General features: G+C 59.6%; 17 protein-coding genes and 1 tRNA gene. 8 read left to right on the plus strand and 10 right to left on the minus strand.

What is annotated here, in order from left to right; genetic code table 11:
• Nucleotides 1-206: 206 nt before the first annotated feature.
• Nucleotides 207-473, minus strand: a complete 267-nt coding sequence (locus sake_RS02370; RefSeq protein WP_178945381.1) for a stress protein — start codon at nt 471-473, stop codon at nt 207-209.
• A 1,463-nt stretch (nt 474-1,936) separates the two neighbouring features.
• On the opposite strand from sake_RS02370, the gene sake_RS02375 reads away from it, so the two are divergent.
• Both sake_RS02375 and sake_RS02380 read left to right on the plus strand, forming a co-directional pair.
• A complete protein-coding gene (locus sake_RS02375) occupies nt 1,937-3,427 on the plus strand; it encodes an APC family permease (RefSeq protein WP_178945382.1) in 1,491 nt (496 codons plus the stop codon).
• On the plus strand, nt 3,313-4,752 hold the full coding sequence (locus tag sake_RS02380; RefSeq protein ID WP_371811969.1) for an NAD(P)/FAD-dependent oxidoreductase: 1,440 nt from the start codon (nt 3,313-3,315) through the stop codon (nt 4,750-4,752). The genes sake_RS02375 and sake_RS02380 overlap by 115 nt, the downstream gene beginning before the upstream one ends.
• Before the next feature lie 193 nt (nt 4,753-4,945).
• Here sake_RS02380 and sake_RS02385 read toward each other — a convergent pair whose 3' ends face one another.
• Nucleotides 4,946-6,400, minus strand: a complete 1,455-nt coding sequence (locus tag sake_RS02385) for a sugar porter family MFS transporter (RefSeq protein ID WP_178945383.1) — start codon at nt 6,398-6,400, stop codon at nt 4,946-4,948.
• Between the two features lie 315 nt (nt 6,401-6,715).
• Nucleotides 6,716-7,708 (minus strand): LacI family DNA-binding transcriptional regulator, encoded by a 993-nt coding sequence (locus tag sake_RS02390; RefSeq protein ID WP_178945384.1) that lies wholly within the window; start codon nt 7,706-7,708, stop codon nt 6,716-6,718.
• Between the two features lie 335 nt (nt 7,709-8,043).
• Between sake_RS02390 and sake_RS02395 the strand changes: the two genes are divergently transcribed.
• Genes sake_RS02395 through araA form a run of 3 tightly spaced genes read left to right on the plus strand, consistent with a single transcriptional unit; the run spans nt 8,044 to nt 12,004 of the window.
• Complete coding sequence (locus sake_RS02395) at nt 8,044-9,678, plus strand: xylulokinase (RefSeq protein WP_178945385.1); 1,635 nt, start codon at nt 8,044-8,046, stop codon at nt 9,676-9,678.
• Between the two features lie 59 nt (nt 9,679-9,737).
• Nucleotides 9,738-10,496 (plus strand): L-ribulose-5-phosphate 4-epimerase, encoded by a 759-nt coding sequence (locus tag sake_RS02400; RefSeq protein ID WP_178945386.1) that lies wholly within the window; start codon nt 9,738-9,740, stop codon nt 10,494-10,496.
• A complete protein-coding gene (gene araA / locus sake_RS02405; RefSeq protein ID WP_129359413.1) occupies nt 10,496-12,004 on the plus strand; it encodes an L-arabinose isomerase in 1,509 nt (502 codons plus the stop codon). Before sake_RS02400 ends, araA begins: the two co-directional genes overlap by 1 nt.
• Nucleotides 12,005-12,159: 155 nt before the next feature.
• Here the strand turns inward: araA and sake_RS02410 are convergent, their stop codons facing one another.
• From sake_RS02410 to sake_RS02420, 3 genes are all read right to left on the minus strand, one after another.
• The gene (locus sake_RS02410) at nt 12,160-13,431 is read right to left on the minus strand and encodes an FAD-dependent oxidoreductase (protein ID WP_178945387.1); all 1,272 of its coding nucleotides are present in this window, start codon (nt 13,429-13,431) and stop codon (nt 12,160-12,162) included.
• Nucleotides 13,432-13,452: 21 nt separating this feature from the next.
• On the minus strand, nt 13,453-14,055 hold the full coding sequence (locus sake_RS02415; RefSeq protein ID WP_178945388.1) for an adenylate kinase: 603 nt from the start codon (nt 14,053-14,055) through the stop codon (nt 13,453-13,455).
• A gap of 250 nt (nt 14,056-14,305) precedes the next feature.
• Nucleotides 14,306-14,393 (minus strand) — tRNA-Ser (locus sake_RS02420).
• Nucleotides 14,394-14,509: 116 nt separating this feature from the next.
• Between sake_RS02420 and sake_RS02425 the strand changes: the two genes are divergently transcribed.
• The 3 genes from sake_RS02425 to sake_RS02435 all read left to right on the plus strand — a co-directional run bounded on the left by sake_RS02425 (nt 14,510) and on the right by sake_RS02435 (nt 18,171).
• Nucleotides 14,510-15,574 carry an NAD(P)H-quinone oxidoreductase gene (locus sake_RS02425; RefSeq protein WP_178945389.1) on the plus strand — a complete coding sequence of 355 codons (1,065 nt, stop codon included), beginning with the start codon at nt 14,510-14,512 and terminating at the stop codon, nt 15,572-15,574.
• A gap of 86 nt (nt 15,575-15,660) precedes the next feature.
• Nucleotides 15,661-17,943: a carbon starvation CstA family protein gene (locus sake_RS02430; protein ID WP_178945390.1), complete on the plus strand. Its 2,283-nt coding sequence runs from the start codon at nt 15,661-15,663 to the stop codon at nt 17,941-17,943.
• A 21-nt stretch (nt 17,944-17,964) separates the two neighbouring features.
• The gene (locus sake_RS02435; RefSeq protein WP_238147531.1) at nt 17,965-18,171 is read left to right on the plus strand and encodes a YbdD/YjiX family protein; all 207 of its coding nucleotides are present in this window, start codon (nt 17,965-17,967) and stop codon (nt 18,169-18,171) included.
• Nucleotides 18,172-18,528: 357 nt separating this feature from the next.
• On the opposite strand, the gene sake_RS02440 is transcribed toward sake_RS02435, so the two are convergent.
• From sake_RS02440 to sake_RS02455, 4 genes are read right to left on the minus strand one after another with little or no spacing between them, the layout of a single operon-like run.
• Nucleotides 18,529-19,266, minus strand: coding sequence for an amino acid ABC transporter ATP-binding protein (locus tag sake_RS02440; protein ID WP_129358816.1), 738 nt, complete (start codon nt 19,264-19,266; stop codon nt 18,529-18,531).
• Entirely contained in the window at nt 19,259-19,933 is a 675-nt protein-coding gene (locus tag sake_RS02445; RefSeq protein WP_129358818.1) for an amino acid ABC transporter permease, read from the minus strand. The genes sake_RS02440 and sake_RS02445 overlap by 8 nt, the downstream gene beginning before the upstream one ends.
• Nucleotides 19,934-19,946: 13 nt before the next feature.
• A complete protein-coding gene (locus sake_RS02450; protein ID WP_178945391.1) occupies nt 19,947-20,780 on the minus strand; it encodes a transporter substrate-binding domain-containing protein in 834 nt (277 codons plus the stop codon).
• A 16-nt stretch (nt 20,781-20,796) separates the two neighbouring features.
• Nucleotides 20,797-21,930, minus strand: coding sequence for a PLP-dependent aspartate aminotransferase family protein (locus sake_RS02455; protein ID WP_178945392.1), 1,134 nt, complete (start codon nt 21,928-21,930; stop codon nt 20,797-20,799).
• Nucleotides 21,931-22,153 lie beyond the last annotated feature (223 nt).

Below are 22,153 nucleotides of genomic sequence, written 5' to 3' on the forward strand. Positions count from 1 at the left end.
GCGTCCGTTCCGTCGGGCGGCTGAAGACTACGTTCGCCCGGGAGGCTGCGCCCTTGAACTTCTGTGTGATGAGGATCGGCATGTGACCGGCCAGGATGCTGTTGGTCTTGGCCCTGGGCCGGAGGAGTATTTCCCGCAAAAAGCCGGAAAAGTCGGGCGGACTAGAATCCGAGGAACCCCTGGATCCCTACCGGCCGACTTGTCAGCTAGGAATGCTTAGCTGGACTGTTTGCCTCTATGACGGCCTTGGCCTTGCCCTCCGTGGACTGGGCCTCAGCGCCCTCCTTGCCGGCCTCATGCGGGTCGGCCGAGTTTTTCTCGCCAAAGCTTCCGGTGCTTTCCCGACCAGCTTCTCGCGGGTCGGCAGCGTTTTTGTCTCCGAAGCTTCCGGTGCTCTGCTCACCGCCCCTATGGGCTTGTTCTGCGGTGTCCTCGCGATTTCCGAACTGTCCAGGGTTGTTTTTGTCAGCCATAATCATGCCCTTTCCAATATTGGGAGGTTTGTCTTAGGGCTGTGCGCTTCATGATCCATGAAACTCTCTCGCAGCTTCTTTATCAAGCGCCTTCCGGGATTTTCTTGACCGAATTCGTCTCCGCCTCGACGATTCGCCCAAAAATTCCTTTACGAGTTGAGGTTCACATCGCCTGAGAAATGACTGTTAAATATAAGGGGGTCGAGGAGTCGTTCTCTCGATCGGCTCCTCGACCCTGGCAGCTCGGACTGAAGCGCACATGTTTTGTCCGAGATTGCCCTCGCACGGATCACGGTTATTGTGTCGTCGAGCTATAAAAACTATATCTCGAAAGCAAAAATCGGCGTCGAAAACGCTTATCCTCCTGGTTAGTCATGCTTTGGTTACCGTGGGGTTCAGTGCTGTCGGCCACTGTGAATATGATACTCAGGCATATTTTCTTCGTTTGGTGTCCGTAACAACAACTAATAAGTCAGTACCTGTACCAGTGGGTAACAGTTCCGAGGCTGTTTTCGGGTTGTGAATATATTGCTGTGGCGGCCAGTATGTAGTCGCAATTCCGGCAGTGTGCTTCTCCGGAAATGCGGCCTGGCCGGAGGTGAGGGACGGGGTGAAAATCCCTGGACAGGTCGCCTGAGGCATCGAAGACAGTGTTCGGCGAGCAGCCAGGGGAGCCGCTTCGCGGGGGAATCCCCCGGGTGGACCACGGCCAAAGAGCTCGCACGTGTCCCAGAGCCCGGAAGGGGGGGGGTGTCATTGTTAAATCCAGAGAAATGGTTCCGGAAGCAGGTTGTGACACCATCGTGGGATGGACCATGGCGTGGAAATTCATCCGGTGACGGAATCTCTGTCTCCGACCGGTTTCGAAGTGGTCTGCACTTGTGGCTGGGAAGTAGAGGTTACTGACCAAGAGGACGCGGCTTCTCAAAAACTCGGGCACCTGGGCGAATAAACTCAAGTCGAGCATGGGGTATTCGAAAGGGCCGGTGTGGGTCAGCGGCGTTCGTGACGAACCGACCTGCAATTTGATCTCTACCGGGCGCTCCGGTATTCGGGCCCTGCACCCTTCGAGGTCACTTTGCTTCTCGATCAAATGGTCGGAAACCAGCACCCCGCTGGGTGCTTCGATCGCCGAATGTGATTGCGTTCCATGCGGGGAACCCATAGCCGCAATCGCGCTGGCGAGGTGAGCCGCGAACGCATCTGTCGATGGTCAGGTCCATGAGTCCCGCTTGGGCGGAAATATCGTCGGTCAAGCAACGGACGTGTTGGCGACTCAGCTCTGCGGCGACCATCGCGGGCCTCAGGGTGGCTTTGCGGTAGTCGCCTCTGTCCTTGTGCTGAAATTTTCGCACAGCATGCGGGGCACTGACGGCCAACCCCTCAGCACGCAGGCACAACCGCAACCGGTGTGTCGTGGCGCACAGTTGATGGAGTGTTCTTCACTCACAAGGGAGGTTCCCATGACAGAGAGATCCTCGCGGCTCGGCGCTCGACATCTTTCCACCGGTTCACTGGTATTCATGATCATTGCTGCCTCGGCTCCATTGACGGTGCTGGCCGGTGGTGTTCCGACGAGCTTCGCCGTCTCGGGGCGCCTCGGTGTGCCCCTTTGCTATGTCGCTCTCGGCATCATTCTGATGCTCTTCGCGATCGGCTACGGAGCCATGAGCGGACATATCCACAACGCAGGGGCTTTCTACGCCTACATCACGGAGGGCCTTGGTGGGCGGCAAGGAATCGGGGCCGCAATCCTCGCGCTCGTCTCTTACAACATGATGCAGATTGGACTGTACGGGCTGTTCGGGTTCTCCCTCGCAACCTTGCTCAGTAGTTGGACAGGGTTTAGTTTCCCCTGGTGGGGTGCGGCCCTCATGGGCTGGCTCATTGTCGGTGCGCTGGGTGTCAACAATGTGGACCTGTCGGCCAAAGTACTGGGAGTGCTCGTCAGCCTCGAATTCCTCGTCGTCATCGTCGTCTGCGTCGTCGGTCTGTTCACTGCTCCTGAGGGCATCTCAGCTCAAACCATCAGACCTGGAGACTTTTTCACCAACGGAATAGGCGTCCTTCTGGCTTTCGGCGTTGCCTCATTCATGGGGTTCGAATCGGGAGCGATCTATTCCGAAGAGGCCAAGGACCCGCGAAGGACGGTTTCTCGAGCGACGTTCATTGCTGTCGGCATTATCGCCGTGTTCTATGCCTTCTCGTCGTGGTGCTTGGCCATGGGCATCGGACCTGGTGCGATCAACCAGCAGGCCGCCGAGTTCGGACCCGACCTGATCTTCGTCTGGCTTTCTCAGCTCGCCCCCGCCCTCTCGGAAATCTCCAACATTTTGTTCGTCACGAGTTTGCTCGCGGCTTTGATTGCTTTCCACAATGCGGCTGCGAGGTACTTCTTCGCCCTCGGTCGGTCGGGAGTACTGCCTCGCCCACTCGCCAAGTCCGGACGGGCAGGGGCGCCCGTCGGCGGCTCCCTGGCACAGTCCATGTTGGCACTGATCGTCGTCGTCATTTTTGCATTCCTCGGTGCCGGGTCCGATATGGGGGAGATGTTTCCCATCACGACCCTGTTCACCTGGCTCACCAATGCTGCAGCTTTCGGGCTCGTATTTCTGCTCGCCGTTACCTCGGTGGCGATCCTGGTTTGGTTCGTCCGCAATCCCCAAGGGCATGGTCCTTTCACCCGGTACATAGCACCATCCTTGGCGACCCTTGGTTTAGGGGCTGTGGCCCTGCTCATCCTCGTGAATTTCGACCTCATGATAGGTCCAGACAACCCCTCGGCTCTGGTGTTCATCATGCCGGGCATCATTATCGTCTCGGGCGTCCTAGGGCTGATCTGGGGGCAGGTCATTATTCGCCGACGACCAGAAACTGTGTTGGCGACCAAAGGTCTCGACCGCGTGACCGGACCCTCCGAAATACGTCTTCCCTCAGAAAGGAATTTCTCATGACTAATCCCCATATTGTCGTTGTCGGTGCCGGGTTCTCCGGGTTGGTAGCTGCGCGCGAACTGCACACGGCCGGCTTCGAGGTCGAAGTCGTCGAAGCCCGTGATCGCATAGGCGGCCGGGCCTGGACCGATGAACGGATGGGTCACACCCTCGAAATGGGCGCGACGTGGGTCCATTGGATGCAGCCCCACGTTTGGAGCGAGATAACGCGCTACGGCCAAACGATTTATCCCAGCCCTTACACGGATCAGGCCTATTGGGTAACCAACGGTGAAGTGCGATCAGGCAGCGAAGCCGACATCGACCGTTTGATGGAACGGCCAATGAACGCGATTTTCGAAGGGTCGAAGGAGTTCTTCCCGTACCCTCATAATCCGTTGCATGTACTGTCGAATGAGTTCGACGGCCCGGAGGAAATCCGCCAGCGTTTTCTGGCTGCGGATCAGACGAGCGTCCTGGATATTCTGCGCCAAGGGGACTTCAGTCAAGAAGAGATTGACCTCTGCGATTCCTACTGGTCGGCCGGTTACATCGGCGATCCGAACCGCGGTTCGTCGCTCATGGCCAAACAATGGGTCGCCTTGTCGGATCACCGGCAGTCCCTCATGGACGACCAAACCCTGCGGTTCAAACTCACTAACGGCATGCGCGGCATCTATCAGAACATTGCCCAAGACCTGAACTGTCCGCTGCGGCTGAATACGCCCGTCAGTAAAATCCGCCACGACGCTTCCTCATCCGTCGTCACCCTGGAGAACGGTGAATCCATTGCCTGCGACGCCGTGATCGTCACCGTTCCGCTAGGCGCTCTGGAGAACATCGAGTTCGAGCCCGGACTGCCGCCGGCCATGAGGTCGGTGCTCAAGGAAAAATGGAATTCCACCGGATGCAAGACTTGGATCAAGATCAAGGGGCACCACAGCATCTTTGGCTATGCGCCGACCCCTGCCCGGGGAGCGCTTCTACGTAGCGAGTACTTTCTGCCCGACGGCGATACCATCTGTGTCTGCTTCGGTTCCCAGCATGACCAAGTCGATGTGAGCGACCCGAAGTCGGCCCAAAAGATCGTGGATCAATGGCGGCCTGATCTGGAAGTCGTGGACTGCACTGGGCACGATTGGGTCGCTGACAAATGGAGTGGTCAGGCATGGGCGACACTCAAGAAAGGACAGTTCACCAATGGGTGGCATCATTTCCACGAAACCGGGACCCGCTTGCGTTTCGCCGGAGCCGACTGGGCGCAGGGATGGCGCGGCGTCGTCGTGGACGGGGCAATAGAGACCGGGCTCTCGGCTTCTCGGCGGTTGATTCGTGAACTTGCTTGAGCGTCCCTGAACGCTCAGAGAAGTCTTCCTCGCAGCGGTGAACCGGCCGTGGTGTGAGGCTTATCCAGACCAACTGACCCCGGGCAGTCGTTCAGCACGTTGCGCGCCTGTCGTGCGCGACGATGGTCGGAGCAAAGACCGAGAGCGGGCCGCTGCCATGGCGCGCTCTCGGTCCTTACTCGGCCGAAGAACGTCACGGACGAGACTGGTCCGAGGTGGTCTCTTCCGTCCTGTCGAAGTCGTTGATCACCGTCGCCTGTTCCTGACGGATCTGCTGGATAGGCATCGAGTTGGTCTCGATGTCTTCCAATGTGCGGCCTCGTGTCTCCGGGACGAAGAACTTCACGAATAGCACTCCGAGGATGCAGATGACTCCGAAAATCGCGAATACGGCTTCTTGCGGCATGGATGCCGTCATGATCGGGAAGAGCAAACCAACCGCAAAGGAGCCGATCCAGTTGAACGACGAAGCGACCCCACTCGAACGTCCGCGGATGACCAACGGGAAGATCTCGCCCACAATCACCCAGGTCAGGGGCGCCCAGGTGAACGAGTAGAACGCCACGTAGAGGCTCAGGAAGATCACGATCATCATGGGGTTCACATCGCTGAACACGGTGTTGATCAGGGCCGGCAGGATGAATGAGAGACCCATGACGAGCCCACCCATGATGAGGAAGGTTCGTCGGTTGAACTTGTCCGCGATCACCAGGAACAAAAGGGAACCCAGGACCAGGATGACGCCCTGGACAATGGGCCACAGAAGAGCGCTACTGGCAGAGCTTCCCGTGGCCGTCTCCACGATCAGCGGGATGTAGTAGAAGATCGCGTTGGCGCCCTGGAATTGCTGGAACGCGGCGATGCCGACGCCCGCGATGACAAGATACCGATACTTGCCGTTGAACAGGGTCGCAAAGGACGTCGACTTCTGTGCTCGGGACTCGAGCTGTGCTGTCTCCTTGATCAGGGTGAGTTCCCTCGTGATGTCATCGCCCTTGCGAATGAATCCCAGGACCCGGAGGGCTTCCTGATCCTTTCCGTGCTTGACCAGGAATCGCGGGGACTCGGGCAGACGGAGAACGCCGAAGTACAGGATGATGGCGGGAACGGCTGCCATGACGAGCATGGTTCTCCAGGCCCAGGCTTCGGGGAGGTCCTTGAGGAAGAAATCCACAAGATACGAAATCAGCATGCCGGAAACGATCATTGTTTGGTTGAGTCCCGACAGGCGTCCGCGGAGCTTGGCCGGAGCCAACTCGGACATGTACGCGGGGACCAGAGCAGACGCTGCGCCCACGGCGAGGCCGAGGAAGATTCGCATCAGTACCAGGTAGAAATCTCCCTGGTGGGGCGCGATTCCGCACAGGACCGATCCCGCCACGAAAACCAGGGCTGAAGCCAGAATCATCTTTCGGCGGCCGAAACGGTCGGAGAGTTGCCCGGCAAGGGCGCCGCCAAAAATGGCTCCGAACATCACACCGGAGGTGATCCAGCCGATGACTGTCGCATTGTCGTGCAGCTCCCAATCGTTCTGCAGAAATGGGAGGGCGCCGGTCATGACGCCGATGTCGTACCCGAAGAGGATGCCACCGAACGAACCGAAGAAGTATATGAATTTGCTGGAAATCTTGTGATCTGCTGCGGGCATGATCTCACTCCTTGTGAGCCCATTCGGCCCACTTCTCATCGTCGAGGAAGGGAGCACATGATCGTGAGTCGACGACGTCGACGAGACCGATGCTGCCCACAATGGCCGAAGCCGTGCATGTGGTCGGTGACGGACTCTTCTGACGCGCAGTTGTCCACGCTGATGCACTGCCCTTTCCATGTTGTACGCAGATGTTTGACGGTCGGGAGACAGTCTGGCCAAAAATGAGAGCGCTAACATTTACGTTGATGTGTAGGCTAGTTCACATTTTTAGGGCTTGTCAATGCTTCCTTTGGGCGCCCTTGGATGAGCGGGTCAGGCCCTCGGCGATGCTGTTGAGCGACGGATCACGAGTGTGGGGTCGACGGGTGTCGGGTCGGCCGGCGCGTCTTGGAGCTGGGCGACCAGGGCGGCGACCACACGCCCGCCCAGAGCGCGGAAATCCTGATGGACGGTCGTGAGTGGGGGTTGGAAGTATCCCGATTCGGGGAGGTCGTCGAAGCCCATCACGCTGATGTTTTCCGGAACGCTCCACCCTCCATCCCTGAATGCGGACAAAGCGCCCAGGGCCATCGCATCGTTGGCGGACAGGATGGCGGTTGGCTGAGGTTTGTCGGTGCGAGACATGAGGTCCGTGGCTATGCGGTACCCGCATTCCGGGGACCAATCGCCTTCGATTGTCTCAAAGCTCACTGCCAACTTTGTGCACTCATCGGTGGCTGCTCGGAGACGTTGCTGGGCATCGATCCAGTGGTGAGGCCCGCTCAGGAGGAGGATGTGTTTGTGGTGGAGCGCAGCAATGTGCTGGACGGCCAGTCTCATTCCGTGTTCCTGGTTCACGCTCATCGTGCTCAGATCGGACGCTTCGGTGCGGCTCGGGCCGACTACGATGAGCGGGACCCCAATAGTCGTGGCCCCTGCGTAGTGGACGAGTTCTTCATGAGCGGCAATGATGACTATGGCTTCGACCCCGCGATCGAGAAGCTGCCCCACGACGGCGTCGAATTCGGCCTTGGATCCTTCGCGAAGCGTTGTTAGCAACGTGGAATAGTTGCGAAGTCGCGCGGCTTCTTCGATTCCCACCAGCGTGTTGACTGGCCCGAAGAGGGCAGATCCACTCGTTACGACGCCGATGAGGCCGGATTTGTTGGTCACCAGGGTTCGCGCGGCATGGTTACGGCGGTACCCGGTTTCGCGAATTGCTTGCTCAACGCGTTCCCGTGTCTGGGGGCGCACTCCAGGGAAGCCGTTGATCACGCGGGACACCGTTTGGTGGGATACCTTGGCGAGTTGAGCTACTTCGGCCATGCTCGGACGGTGTGATGTGGCCATAAGGTGTTCTTCTCCAGGTGTCATGGACCGCCGCGGGTGCGGGCAGCTTCTGTCCGACGACGAAGCGGCCGCAATGTTGTGCAAGCGGGTCGAGGGCGGTCGTGCTCTAGTCCAACGGTAATGGAAACAGCTGTCCGGGCCCGCCTCTGCGGGTGCTGGATGTGCCCCGTATGTGACGGATTGGTGCTTGCCAAGGTGGGCAACTTGTTGCAGGATGAGACCTACGTCGCAAATGTTAGCGATAACATCATCCTGGCGGGACGACGACGGCGTCGTTTCCTCCCAACGGAAAGACCACGGAAAGTTTCCACATGACACGGGACGACCGGAATACAAACAACGATGAAACGCGGACGGCGGCCCGCGTAGCTCTGGAGAACGGTGATGCCTATTTGGGCATCGAGCTTGGGTCAACCAGGATCAAATCGTGCGCGATCCTGTCCGACGGGACGACGATCGGTACCGGGATCCACTCCTGGGAGAGCCACCGCGTCGGTGAGCACTGGAGCTACGACCTCGACGACGTGTGGGCGGGTGTGGCAGCCAGTTACGCGGACCTTGTCGCCGGATTCAGAGAGAACTACGCAGTGACTCCGAGATCATTCAGGGCTCTCGGAGTCTCCGCGATGATGCACGGATACCTGGCTTTCGATTCCCGGGATGAGCTGCTCGTCCCGTTCCGGACGTGGCGGGACACAACCACGGCGGCCGCCGCCGAAGAACTCACCGACCTCTTCCAGATCAATATTCCCTTGCGGTGGTCCATCGCGCATCTTCGTCAGGCCGTGTTGGATCGAGAAGACCACGTGAGCCGATTGACCTTCCTGACGACTCTTTCCGGTTACGTGCACTGGCGACTCACCGGGGAGAAGGTCGTGGGAATAGGTGACGCTTCCGGCATGTTCCCGATCGATGCCACGGGCGGTGATTACGACGAGCGTCTGCTCCTACAGTTCAACGCTGCCTTCGGCGGTGATCTGCCATCTGGGGATCTCAGAACAGTCCTGCCCCGTTGTCTTCGTGCGGGGCGGCGCGCGGGTGTGCTGACCGAGGCTGGTGCCCGGCTCCTCGACCCGTCCGGTGAGCTGCACCCCGGGATCCCGTTGTGTCCTCCGGAAGGCGACGCAGGTACCGGAATGGTGGCCACCAACGCGGTTCGTTCGGCTACCGGAAACGTGAGCGTGGGAACCAGTATTTTTGCGATGGTGGTCCTGGATAAGCAGCTCTCCGAGGTGCACCACGAAATCGACCTCGTAGCGACCCCCGCTGGCGACGACGTTGCCATGGTCCACTGCAACAACGGCTCATCCGAACTCAGCCAATGGGTTGGCCTCTTCACGCAGGTGGCCAGCGCATTCGGCACTCGCGAGCACATCGACCTGGACGAGGCCTACTCGATCATACTGACCGAGGCGCTGAGCGGCGACACCGATGCCGGCGGGCTTCTGAGCTTCAACAATGTTGCCGGCGAGCCGGTTATGGGATTCGAGGAAGGACGGCCACTGACCGTGCGTTCGTCTGGCAGTCGTCTGACGCTGTCGAACTTCATGCGCTCCCAGATCTACGGAATCTTAGCCCCCCTGGTGATTGGTCTGAACATCCTGAAGGAAGAGAACGTGGCTTTGGAGGCGCTCAGTGCGCATGGCGGTCTCTTCAAGACGGCCGGGGTCGCACAACGATTCTTGGCAGCCGCGACCAAGACGCCCGTCGTGGTCTCCGAGGAAGCCAGCGAAGGCGGCGCCTGGGGCATCGCGTTGCTCGCAGCTTTTGCTGGGACCGAGAACGCAGATTCTCTGCCCGACTATTTGGAACGGCACATTTTTGCATCCTCCGTATCTCGTCGGACCGAGCCGCGGCCTTCGGACGTTGCTGGCTTTGAGCGATACCTCCAGCGTTATCGCGATGCATTAGATGTGCAAATGGTTGCCGGACGAACCATTCCTTGAGTTCTCCTTCGAGACGACCCCCTGAGACCCATGAGATTCGCACGAGGAGCTTGCGACCTATGATTCACCAGCCGAACTTGCCCGTTTTTTCCGGCAGAGAAGCCATTGCCGAGGCCAAGGAGCGCGTTGCGCACTTGCACGCCGAATTGCCGCGATGGCGCCTTGTGGTGTGGACCGCAGGAAATGTTTCGGAACGGGTGATCCGGAATCCGGGGGAAGGTCCCGGCCCGGACGATCTTTTCGTAATCAAGCCGTCCGGGGTCCGCTACGAGGATCTCACCGCGGACTCAATGGTTGTGTGCGATCTCGACGGAAACCTCGTGGAAGGCCATCATCGCCCCTCCTCAGATACGGCGGCCCACGCCTATGTCTACCGGCACATGGAAGGAGTAGGCGGGATCGTCCACACGCATTCGACCTACGCGACGGCTTGGGCCGCGGTCGGCCGCGAAATTCCGTGTGCCCTGACGATGATGGGCGACGAATTCGGCGGATCGATACCCGTTGGACCATTCGCCGTTATCGGCGACGATTCCATCGGCCGCGGAATCGTCGAAACTTTGCGGGACAGCAGGTCGCCTGCCGTCCTGATGAAGAATCACGGGCCGTTCACGATAGGCCCCACAGCAGAGGCTGCGGTCAAGGCTGCGGTCATGGTCGAAGAAGTGGCCAAGACGATGGTGGTCGCCGGCCAGGTCGGCGAGCCATTGGTTCTGTCCGACGACGTCGCCGAGCATCTGTACGACCGTTACCACAATGTTTACGGCCAACAGACTCCCGATCCCATTCGTTCAAGTCAAGGAGCACCAAAATCATGATGAAGAACCCTTTCGCGTCCAAGGAACTGTGGTTTCTGACGGGCAGTCAAGGCCTTTACGGGGAAGAAACCCTGTCCCAAGTGGCGCAGCAGTCACAGGCAGTGGTCGCTGCGCTGAATGAAACCTCCGATCTTCCGGTCAAGGTGGTGTGGAAACCGGTCCTCACGGACTCCGAGCCCATCCTTCAAACGATCCTCGAAGCCGGTTCCGCACCCAATGTCATCGGCGTAGTCGCGTGGATGCATACCTTTTCTCCGGCTAAAATGTGGATCCGAGGCCTCGAGGCCCTTCGTAAGCCGTTATTGCATCTGCATACCCAGGCCGCCGCGGAATTGCCCTGGTCCACGATCGACATGGACTTCATGAACCTCAACCAGGCGGCCCACGGTGACCGGGAATTCGGATACATCCTCACTCGCATGGGGATCCCCCGAGTGAGTGTGGTCGGACATGTCAGCGAAGAATCCACGACGCGTCGCATAGGAGCGTGGGCACGCGCTGCAGCCGGATGGAACGAGGCGCAGAACATGAAGATGGTCCGCTTCGGCGACAACATGCGCAATGTCGCTGTCACTGAAGGCGACAAAACCGAGGCCGAAATTCGTTTCGGCATGTCGATCAACACTTGGTCCGTCAATGAACTCGCCGAGGCCGTGGCGGCCGTGCCTGAGGCGACGGTGGACGGTCTCGTCGACGAATACTTGGTGGAATACGACGTATCTCCTGAGCTGGTGCCCGGCGGCCCATCGCATAGTTCCTTGCGATATGCGGCCCGCCAGGAGTCTGCGATACGGAATTTTCTGGAAGCCACAGGAGCATCGGCGTTCACGGATACCTTCGAGGACCTTGGCGAACTTCGCCAGCTGCCTGGATTCGCGGTGCAACGCTTGATGGCTGATGGATACGGTTTCGGGGCAGAAGGCGATTGGAAAACCGGTGCCCTCATCAGGATCGCCAAGGTCATGGGGTTCGGGCTTCCGGGCGGGGCAAGCCTCATGGAAGATTATTGCTACAACATGGTCGGTGGTGAGGAGAAGATTCTCGGCGCGCACATGTTGGAGGTGTGTCCATCGCTGACGACGTCGAAGGCGTCCGTTGAAGTACACCCTCTCGGTATCGGCGACCGCGAGGATCCCGTACGAATGAAGTTCAATGCGGATTCAGGTCCCGGAGTCGTCGTTGCGATGTCCGACCTTCGGGACCGGTTCAGGCTCACTGCCAATGTCGTCGATGTCATCCAGCCCGACGAAGAGATGCCGAACTTGCCCGTGGCCAGCGCGGTATGGCAACCCCAACCGGATTTCCCGACGTCGGTCAGCTGCTGGTTGGCGGCCGGTGCGGCCCACCACACGGTGCTTTCGACGCAGGTTGACCTGGATACTTGGCGAGATTTTGCCAAAATCGCTCAGGTTGAACTCGCGGAGATCGATGCGGACACTACCGTGAACCGGTTCGAGGAAACTCTTCGCTGGAACTCCGTTTACTACCGCGTGGCCCAAGGGTTCTGATTCGTCAGCAAGGGTCAGACGGCGGACCGGCGGGTCCTGCGGTGATGAGCTGGTGGCGTGCGGGTTGAAGCCTTCTGAGAAGGCGTGAGATCTATGCCTGGTGAATATCTGGTGGCACAACCATCGATTCCCCGGTCATTGCAGCTGACCTCGATTCAGAAGCCCCCTCGCCGAGCCCACGTAGGTGCCTTCTCGGGGCGGACGCCTATCCCGACGATGTAGGCCGGGACAGTCGTCACGGACGGGAAACGTCTGAGGAGGACCTTGAGGAATTTCGGAACCCGGATTTCCATTCCGTTCAGCACCGGCATGACGATCTTGGCGTGCATGAGTCGTTGCACATTCTGGGTGAGCACCGTGGCCACCAGCCTTCTCCGGCGAACGCGCGCGAGTATTCGGTCTCCGTGAACCTGCAGAAGCTTCCCCTGGTGAAGTGGCCCGGCGAGCAGTCGGGCCGCGGCCACCGCATCCTGTACGGCGAGGTTGATGCCGACTCCACCGACCGGAGACATGGCGTGAGCAGCGTCGCCGATGCACAAGACGCCCGGGGCATGCCACCGTCGAAGACGATCCACGCGCACATCGAGATGCTTGACGTCGTCCATCGACTCGATGCTGGAGACGTCTTCCGTGAGATCGGACAGCAGATCCGCAGTTTCGGCGCGGAAAACCTCGATGCCCCTTGCACGGATGCTGCTGTCGGTTCCCTTGCGGCCCAATTGCGCGACTTGGACGTATCCGCGGCGCGGGATTGCGATCACCGCGTGTCCGTTGTGGGTGCGTGGCAGAAGAGCTTCCCCAATGTTCCGTTCGGTCGTGATGCGGTACCACCAGACATCGAAATCTACGGGCAACTCTTTGGTCGGCAGGTCGACCGATGCACGAACAGCGGACCATCGGCCGTCACAGGCGACAGTAAGGTCAGCCAGTAGTCGACCGTTGCCTTGCGGCGCGGTGAAATCGACTCCTATCACGCGTTCTCCTTCGCGTACGGTTCCCGTGGCCTCGTGCTCGGTGAGCAGGGTGAACCGCGGTTCGTGCGAGGCGGCTTCGGAAATGAGGTTGAGCAGATCCCATTGCGGGACCATAGCTATATAGGGGTGACGCACGGGCAGTCTCGTAAAGTCCCCGACCACAACATCGGCACCGTCCTCGGCTGGGACCTTCACCTGGGAGATATGCGACTGGGGGAGGCGATCGAAACGGTCGAAGAGCCCGAGGTCGTCCAAGAGGGTCAGGGTGGTCGGATGGACCGTGTCGCCTCGGAAATCACGCAGAAAATCCGCGTGTTTTTCCAACACCGTGACCTCAATGCCTGCGCGGGCCAGCAAGAGCCCCAGGACCATGCCCGCCGGGCCGCCGCCGACGATAGCGCACGTTGCCTGGAGCAGATGGTCATGTGCCGGGTTGGTGGGGCTGGTGCTCATGATGAACTGACTTTCGTAGGGTCAGGATTCGCCGGAAATGGTTGCTTCGTTGGACGAGGTCGCGGCGAGGACCTCTGTCAAGCGATTCAATTCTCGGGGGTGATGTAACACGACCATTGCGGGGGCCGCTGGGTCGGCGTCGTACTGAGGGATTTCGGTTCGGGCTCTGTTCCGAGTCTGCCACCACCAGCCGATTATTGAGTCCCGGGTGAACAGCCGCCACAAGGACTCGCGGTTGCCATTGCAGGCTTCCTCATTGAAGAGTACGCGACGCAGCGTCCGCCGGAGTAAACGACTCAGCGTCACCCGGTGAGGATAGGCGAGATAAACGATGAGGTCTGTTCGGGGCAGGAACACATCTGCGCATTCGCTCCCCAAACTTGCCAGAACCCAGCGACGATGAGCGGCGATGGATTGGGCCCGTTGCCGCTGTTGGGTCGGACTCCGGTGAGTCCAGGCTCCGTCGCAGGCCGGTGCCCAGAGGACATGGTCGTCAAAGTCGAAAGGTCGTGCGGAGATCGCACAGGCCAGCCGACGTGTCGCGGTGGATTTGCCGCATCCTGAGACGCCCAAGACGAGGATTCGATCCGCCTTCGAGATGCGGTCAGGTGCTATCTGACTCATAAGCGATTCCTCTTCGAATGCGGACGTACGCTGCCGTGCCTCATGAAACGGAAAGCGGCTGAAGGGCCGGGGTTTCGGTGACGCAAGGATGATTGTCGAACTCGCTCGGCACTTTCCTGAGGCCCTTGCTGCATCGGAGAGAAGGCAACGACTTCGTTGCTGCGCATCTCGGCCTGCGCCGGCATCGGTATTCGAGCGAGGAAGCCCCCGGACCGCTGCTTGTGCAACGAACCGGGGGCTCCTCATACTGCGGAAGCTATGGGATTTGAACCCATGGTACGGGGTTGCCGCACACCGGTTTTCAAGACCGGCTCCTTCGGCCGCTCGGACAAGCTTCCCTGCGTTCAGGTTACCCGCCTAGACTGGCGAGCGATTCCATAGCGCGATTGTCAATGGTACAGCCAGTCGCTATGGCTTGTCTAAGACTGCAACCCCGTTGGAAGGCAGGTAGAGGATGAAAGCCGTCGTAGAGAACGAACACGGTGGCCCGGAAGCGCTGCGCATCACCGAAGAGCCGACGCCCGAGGTTGGACCGGACGATGTGCTGATCAACGTCAGCGGAGCCGGTCTCAACAGAGCCGATACGATGCAGCGAAAGGGCAAATACCCGCCGCCAAAAGGTGCTTCGAACGTTTACGGACTGGAGATCTCCGGAACCATTGCGCACTTGGGAGACGACGCCGCCCGAACTTCGTTCCTCAAACAGGGCCAGAACGTAGTGGCGCTCCTGGCCGGAGGCGGATATTCGACGCAGGTCGTCGTCAATCATGCGCAAGTGCTGCCGGCGCCGGCTGGAATCGATCTCGTCGATGCGGCCGCGTTGCCGGAGGTCGGCGCAACCGTGTGGTCCAATCTATTCGGGCCCGGCGGGCTTAACCCGGATGGGCCGGAGCAGAAGGACGGAGAGCAGTCAGTTCTCATCCACGGCGGCACGGGAGGTATAGGCGCACACGCGGTTCAACTGTGTCGTGCCCTTGGATACCACGTGTTCACGACCGTCGGCACCCAGGAGAAAGCCGATTGGGTCAAGGACCTGGCGACTCGGCAGGAACAGGCCAACCAGCGCAAGACCAAGCCGAAGCGGCTCGGGGAGCTCGTGGTCATCAACTACCGGGACCAAGATTTCGCCGAGGTGATCGAGGACAAAACCGAGGGCCAAGGCGTTCGGGCCATCCTCGATGTCGTCGGAGGAGACTACCTCTCGGACAATGTGAAGTCGCTCAGCCTCAACGGTCTGCTGACCGTGATTGCCGTTCAGAGCGGTCCTACAGGCGAACTGAATCTGGCCCGATTGATGTCCAAACGAGCGACGGTCCGCGGAACAACGCTGCGCGGTCGTACATCTGAGAAGAAGGGCGAGATTCTGCGCAACATGGCCGGCGCGGTGTGGCGGCTGATCGCCGACGGACTGATCGACCCGGCCGTGGAACGCCGTTTCGCGTTCGATGATGTCCAAGCCGCGCACGAGTACTTCGACTCAGGGGAACAGCTGGGCAAGACAGTATTGGTGATGCATTGAAATAAATAATTCGTGACGACCGCCATGTGCCAAGATGATTTGAGTCGCAGAAATCACTCACACTATCGAAGCAATGGAGGCTCACGATGAGTAGTACCGCATCTGCTCACCCGGTCGATCGACCCCCTGAATCCGCCGACGGGCGCCCACCCAATCACGTGGCTCCTGAGGTCCTGGAAAAGGAACATTCCAATTGGACCTGGAAGAAAATCCTCGTATGGGTGTTGATCGCGCTGGTCGGCGGATTCAGCTGGGTCATGGTCGCTTTGGTCCGGGGAGAAACCGTCAACGGCATCTGGTTCGTTTTCGCGGCGGTGTGCAGTTACTTCATTGCCTACCGCTTTTACTCGAAATACATCGAGAACAAGCTCCTCAAACCGGACGACCGGCGAGCTACCCCCGCTGAGTACAACGAAGACGGCAAAGACTACATGCCGACTGACCGCCGTGTTCTCTATGGACACCACTTCGCGGCCATCGCCGGGGCCGGGCCGCTCGTCGGACCGGTTCTCGCCGCTCAGATGGGCTACTTGCCAGGCACGATTTGGATCGTCGCGGGTGTGATCCTGGCCGGTGCCGTGCAGGATTATCTTGTCCTGTTCTTCTCGATGCGACGTGGAGGCCGTTCACTCGGTCAGATGGCTCGTGATGAGCTCGGCGTCGTCGGCGGCTATGCGGCGATCGTCGCAACCCTGGCGATCATGATCATCATTACCGCCATCCTGGCGCTCGTCGTGGTGAACGCGTTGGGGGAGTCGCCGTGGGGCGTCTTCTCGGTAGGTATGACCATTCCGATTGCCCTGTTCATGGGCGTGTACCTGCGGTACATCCGACCAGGCAAGGTCATGGAAGTCTCCGTGATCGGATTCGTTTTGCTGCTCGCGGCGATCATCGTGGGCGGTTGGGTCGGACACTCGGAACTGGGGATCCAGCTCTTCACTCTTGACCGTGTCTCGCTGGCATGGTTTGTGATCATTTACGGTTTCATCGCCGCGGTCCTGCCCGTTTGGTTGCTTCTTGCACCGCGTGATTACCTCTCGACTTTCATGAAGGTCGGGACGATCATTCTGCTGGCCGTCGGAATCATCGTGGTACGGCCCGAGATCTCGGTTCCGGCGTTCAGTGAGTTTGCTTCGCGGTCTGACGGACCGGTTTTTTCTGGCTCCTTGTTCCCATTCCTGTTCGTGACCATTGCTTGCGGCGCGCTTTCCGGATTCCACGCGCTGATTGCTTCCGGTACGACGCCGAAGATGGTCGAGAAGGAACGTCAGGCCCGTTTCATCGGCTACGGCGGAATGTGCATGGAATCATTCGTGGCGATCATGGCCTTGGTCGCCGCGATCACTGTGGACCGAGGTATCTACTTCGCGATGAACGCCGGCCCAGGTTCGACCGGTGGAACGGTCGAAGGCGCGGCTGCTTTCGTGAACTCGCTCGGACTCACCGGCGTCGACGTCTCTCCGGACCAGCTCACGGCGACGGCCCAGGGCGTCGGCGAGAACACGATCGTCTCGCGAACCGGTGGCGCCCCGACCCTCGCGGTTGGCATGGCCGGAATCATGCATTCCATGATTCCGTCGCTCAACCTCATGAGCTTTTGGTACCACTTCGCGATCATGTTCGAGGCGCTCTTCATCCTCACCGCCGTGGACGCGGGTACACGTGTTTCGCGCTTCATGCTTTCCGATACCCTCGGAAACTTCGTCCCAAAGTTCCGGGATCCGCATTGGAGAGTCGGCGCATGGGTCACTACGGCGATCATGGTCGCGGGATGGGGATCGATTCTGATCCTGGGTGTTACCGACCCATTGGGTGGCATCAACACGTTCTATCCGTTGTTCGGTATCGCCAATCAGCTCCTCGCCGCCGTCGGCTTGGCAGTCTGCTTGGCCATCGCGGCGCAGAAGGGCCGATTCAAATACCTCTGGATCATCGCGCTTCCGCTTGCCTTCGACGTCGTCGTCACCGTGACCGGTTCGTGGATGAAGATTTTCTCGAGCGATCCGAAGGTTGGCTACTGGTCCAATTACTCCGCTGCCAAGTCCGCTCTGGACTCGGGCGCCGAGAAATTCGGAACCGCCAAGTCGCCCGCCGAAATCGAAGCCGTCGTCCGGAATACGTTCGTCCAGGGGACCCTATCGATCCTCTTCGTGGTGCTGACACTGATCGTTGTCATCGCGGCCCTGATCGTGACGATCCGGGCGGTGAACGGCCATCGTGGCAAGGACCACGAGGATCCCTTCGTCGAATCGAAGTTCTATGCGCCAGCCGGGCTCATCCCGACCCCGGCGGAGCGAGCCCTCGAAAAAGAGTGGGCCGAGTACGACGCCGGCGCTGACAAGCCCACGGTGGCGGCAAGGGAACATTAGGCTCCGTCCGGAGAGGACATTATGAAAGAATTCTTGACCCTCATGAACAAGATCCGAAAGTCCGCAATCGTTCGGTTCGCTTCTGGCGTTCTGGGCGCGGACAAGTATGAACGCTACCTGGACTACCATCGACGCCATGGAAACTCCGAGCCGCCCATGAGCGAGAAAGAATATTGGCGTTCGCTGACCGACCACCAGGAAGCCAATCCTGGCGCGAGGTGTTGCTAGCGGCTGCACACAAAAGCGGCGCCCGCCCTTCTCCTGCCTATGTGCAGGAGAAGGGCGGGCGCCGCTTTTGTGTGGGAGTGCTTCTACGGTGGTCACCTTCTCCGAGGTGGGTTCCATCAATAGAGTGAGGTGACCGGGTAGTTCGCCTGTTCGCATCCACGTTACAAAGCCCCAGGCAGTTGGGCCGATCTTCTATGAGCGATCCGGGTGGACCAAACCGGTCCCGGTGACACCCGGCCCTTCGGATCATGCGCGACTGGGATGGGCAACGTCATCCCGGGGCCGGCTGGTGACCTAAGCCTTCATCCTCGTGGATGATGACGCCCCGAAAAAGCTAACGGGGGGGGCGTCGCGGCCTCAGATTGCCGTGAACGTATTGAGGTAACGCTTGATGCGCTCGTTCTCGGAAGAGAAGAACTCATCGGGGGCGCCGTCGAAGCCGAGGTGACCGTCGTCGAGGAAGATCACGCGGTCGGCAACCTTCCGAGCGAACTGGATGTTGTGGGTCACGACGACCAGTGATCGCTTCTCCTCGGCCAGATCGACCAGAACCTTGATGACTTCGGCCTCCAACTCAGGGTCCAACGCGGAGGTCGGCTCGTCGAAGAGCAGATAGTCGGGGGCGACGGCCAGGGCTCGTGCAATCGCCACGCGTTGCTGCTGACCGCCGGAGAGGTTGTCCGGATACTCCGTGAGTCGATCCGCCAGGCCCACCTTGCGGAGTAGTTCCTTGGCGCGGGCCTCGCCCTCCGACGGCGAAACTTTGCCATTCAGAACCGGTGGCAGCGATACATTTTTCAATACGTTCTGATTGGGAAAGAGGTTGTAGCCCTGGAAGACCATGGCCGAATGCCGGCGTATGGACCGAATCTGAGCATCGGAGAGACGGCCGCCGAATTCGACCGCGTCGTCGTTGATGAGCAAGGTCCCGGATTCAGGCACCTCCAACAGATCCATGATGCGCAACAGGGTCGATTTGCCGGAACCTGAGGGGCCCAGAACCACCGTTGTTTCGCCCTCACGCAGTTGCAGGTCCACACCGTTCAGGACGGTGTTGTCCCCAAAGGACTTCGATACGTTTTTCAGCTCAAGCATTGGTGCTCCTGATGTAGCGCGAGGAAGCTTTTTCGACCCGGCTCTGGATCAACGACAGGATCGTGAAAATCACCAGGTAAATGACTGCGACTTCGATGTAGAGAGCCAGCGGTTGGAAATTGGTTGCCGCGATCTGGCGCCCCACCTGAAAGACATCGGCCAGGGTAATGACCATGACCAGCGAGGTCCCCTTGACGAGGTCGATCAGGTCGTTCCCCAGCGGCGGCAGGGCAATCCGCATGGCTTGGGGAGCCACCACGTGACGGAGGGTCTGCCAACTGGTCAAGTTCAATGTCTTTGCCGCCTCGAGCTGTCCGCGAGGAATCGATTGAACCGAGGCGCGCAACGTCTCAGCGGCGTAGGCGCCGGTGTTGAAGGTGAACGCAATGATCGCGGACGTCCAGGCCGAAAGCGTGATCCCTATTGCGGGCAACCCGTAGAAGATGATGAACAGTTGCACCAGAATCGGTGTTCCACGGAACAACCAAACGTAGAAGCGAGAAATCCATTGCAGAATTCGTATACGGCCCATGCGCATCGCGGTGGCGAGCACGGCGACGATCAGCGCTAGGACGAACGCTATGATGCTCAGCGGGATGGTGACCTTGATAGTCGCCATCAGCAACTGGGGCAGTGACTGTGCCCAGAGATTCAAAGTTTCGTTCATGGTTTCGCTTCGCTCACGAGGTGGCTGACGTAGGAGTCAGGTCGGTCTGGACGTACTTCTGATAGATATTCTTCAAATCTCCGTCGTCCATGTGCTTCTTGAGGGACTGATCGATGGCCTGTTTGAGCTGTTCCTGCCCCTTGCCCATCAGGACTGCGGCCTGCGAGGGATCGCCGAGGTTTCCATCGAGCAGTCGAATTTTGTGGTCCGGCCGTTGTTCGAAGAACGCTTGGAAGGTGACGAAGTCGTTTCCGGTCATGTCCACGCGGCCAAAAGAAACCAGCATCGCGGCTTCGTCGAAGCCGGTCACCGGGACCAGGTTGGCTCCTTCGGCGGCCATCTGCTGACCAAAATTCGAGGTTTCGGTCTGGGCTGCCGAATGGCCGGAGATCTCGTCGGTGGTCTTCATCGGGGAATCCTCGACGACTCCGACCTTCCCCTGGCTTTCGGCGTACGGGACCGAGAAGTCGAACTTCGCTTTGCGTTCGTCCGTGGCCGAGATGTTGTTGATGATGATGTCGTAGCGTCCCGCATCGACACCTGCGATGAGCGAGTCCCATTGCGTCTCGACGTACTTGGCCTTGACACCGAGATCTTGGGCGATCAGGTCACCGATCTCCTTCTCAAAGCCGACGAGTTCGCCCGAGCCGTCGTGGTATCCGTAAGGCCGGAAGGTGCCTTCCATGCCGATTCGAAGAGTTCCGTTGTTCTGGATGGCCTGCAGACCGGTACCCGTGGTCGCGGCGTCGTCACCTGAGCTTTCCGATGAGCACGCCGTAAGCAAGGCGCCAAAGGCCCCCATGCCGACGAGCCCGAGCGCATGTCGCCGGGTAGGTAGTGATGTCATGGTCTTCCTTTCGACCTTAGGCCACGTCCAACGCGCCGACGAGGTCGGAAATCAAGTCTTCCGAGTCCTCGATGCCCACGGCCACTCGCACGAGGTTTTCGGAAATCTCCGCTGTGACTAGGTCTTTCTCAGAATAGGCGCCTTGAGTCATGCTTGCGGGAAGGCACAGTAAAGATTCGATGCCGCCGAGGCTCACGGCGAATCCGAAGACCCTGAGCGCGCCCAGGAAGGCTTGGATGTTCTTGCCGTCCGCGATCTCCATCGAGAACACCGCGCCGGGCCCGTCCGCCTGCCGGCTCTGGATCTCGGATTCCTCGGCGCTGTACGAACCTGGGGTGTGAATTCGGGCGACTGCAGGATGGTCCTGGATGGCCTCGATGACGCGTCGGGTGTTCTCCTGCTGGCGATCCATGCGTAGGGCGAGGGTCTTGACGTTTTGGAGGAGCCTGTACGAATCGATGGGGGAGAGCACCCCACCGGAAATGAGCTGAGCCTTGAACAGTTCTTCTGAGAGCGCCTCGTCGTTGGTTGCCGCAACGCCTCCCAGCAGATCGCCGTGTCCGGCAAGGTATTTGGTGGCCGACTGAACCGTAATATCGGCCCCGAGATCGAGCGGACGCTGAAGGTAAGGGGTCAGGAAAGTATTGTCCACGACGACGACCGCGCCGTGGCGATGCGCTAAATCCGCGATCCGCCGGATATCGGCGACGCGCAACGTCGGGTTGGACGGCGTCTCCAGGAAGACCATCGTGACGGAATCGTCGAAGTCCTCATCGGTCAGCGCATTGGGATCGTTGACGAAACGATGCTCTACCCCGCGCTTGGGCAGCTCAATGGTCGCGAAGCGATAGTTGCCGCCGTAGACGGGCAACGACATGATGACGGACTCACCGGCCCGCAAGGTGCCTAGAGCCGCCGCGGTTGCGGCCATGCCCGTCGCGTACAGAAATGCGTGAGTGGCATTCTCCAGTGCTGCGAGAGTCTGCTGCGCGTTGTCGCGGGTAGGGTTGCCGCCCCGCTGATATTCGTATTCTCCCTCGCCGCCTTCGGTCGGCTGGAGAAAGGTCGACGCCGCATAGACCGGTGGCGTTACCGCGCCCTTCTCAACATCTTCGAGAGCGTGGATGGTTCGAGTCGTGAAGCCTGCCATGTTCGGGCATACCTTTCGAGTTACTGGAGAGTCGTGAATCTGACCTCTCAACGACTATTCAATGCTGGAAAATTCCTTGGGGCATCGAGAAGGTCCGCTGTATGACGCCGCGTTGCGATTCGCTGGGAATCTCCGGTGCGACAGGCGTGAGTGCATGGCCGTCTGATCCGATCGCTCAGGACCAACCGTCTGGGAAGGTACTGCGCATTGTCCTGAAGATCTT

This window comes from Kocuria sp. TGY1127_2 (genome assembly GCF_013394385.1).
GTDB lineage: Bacteria > Actinomycetota > Actinomycetes > Actinomycetales > Micrococcaceae > Rothia.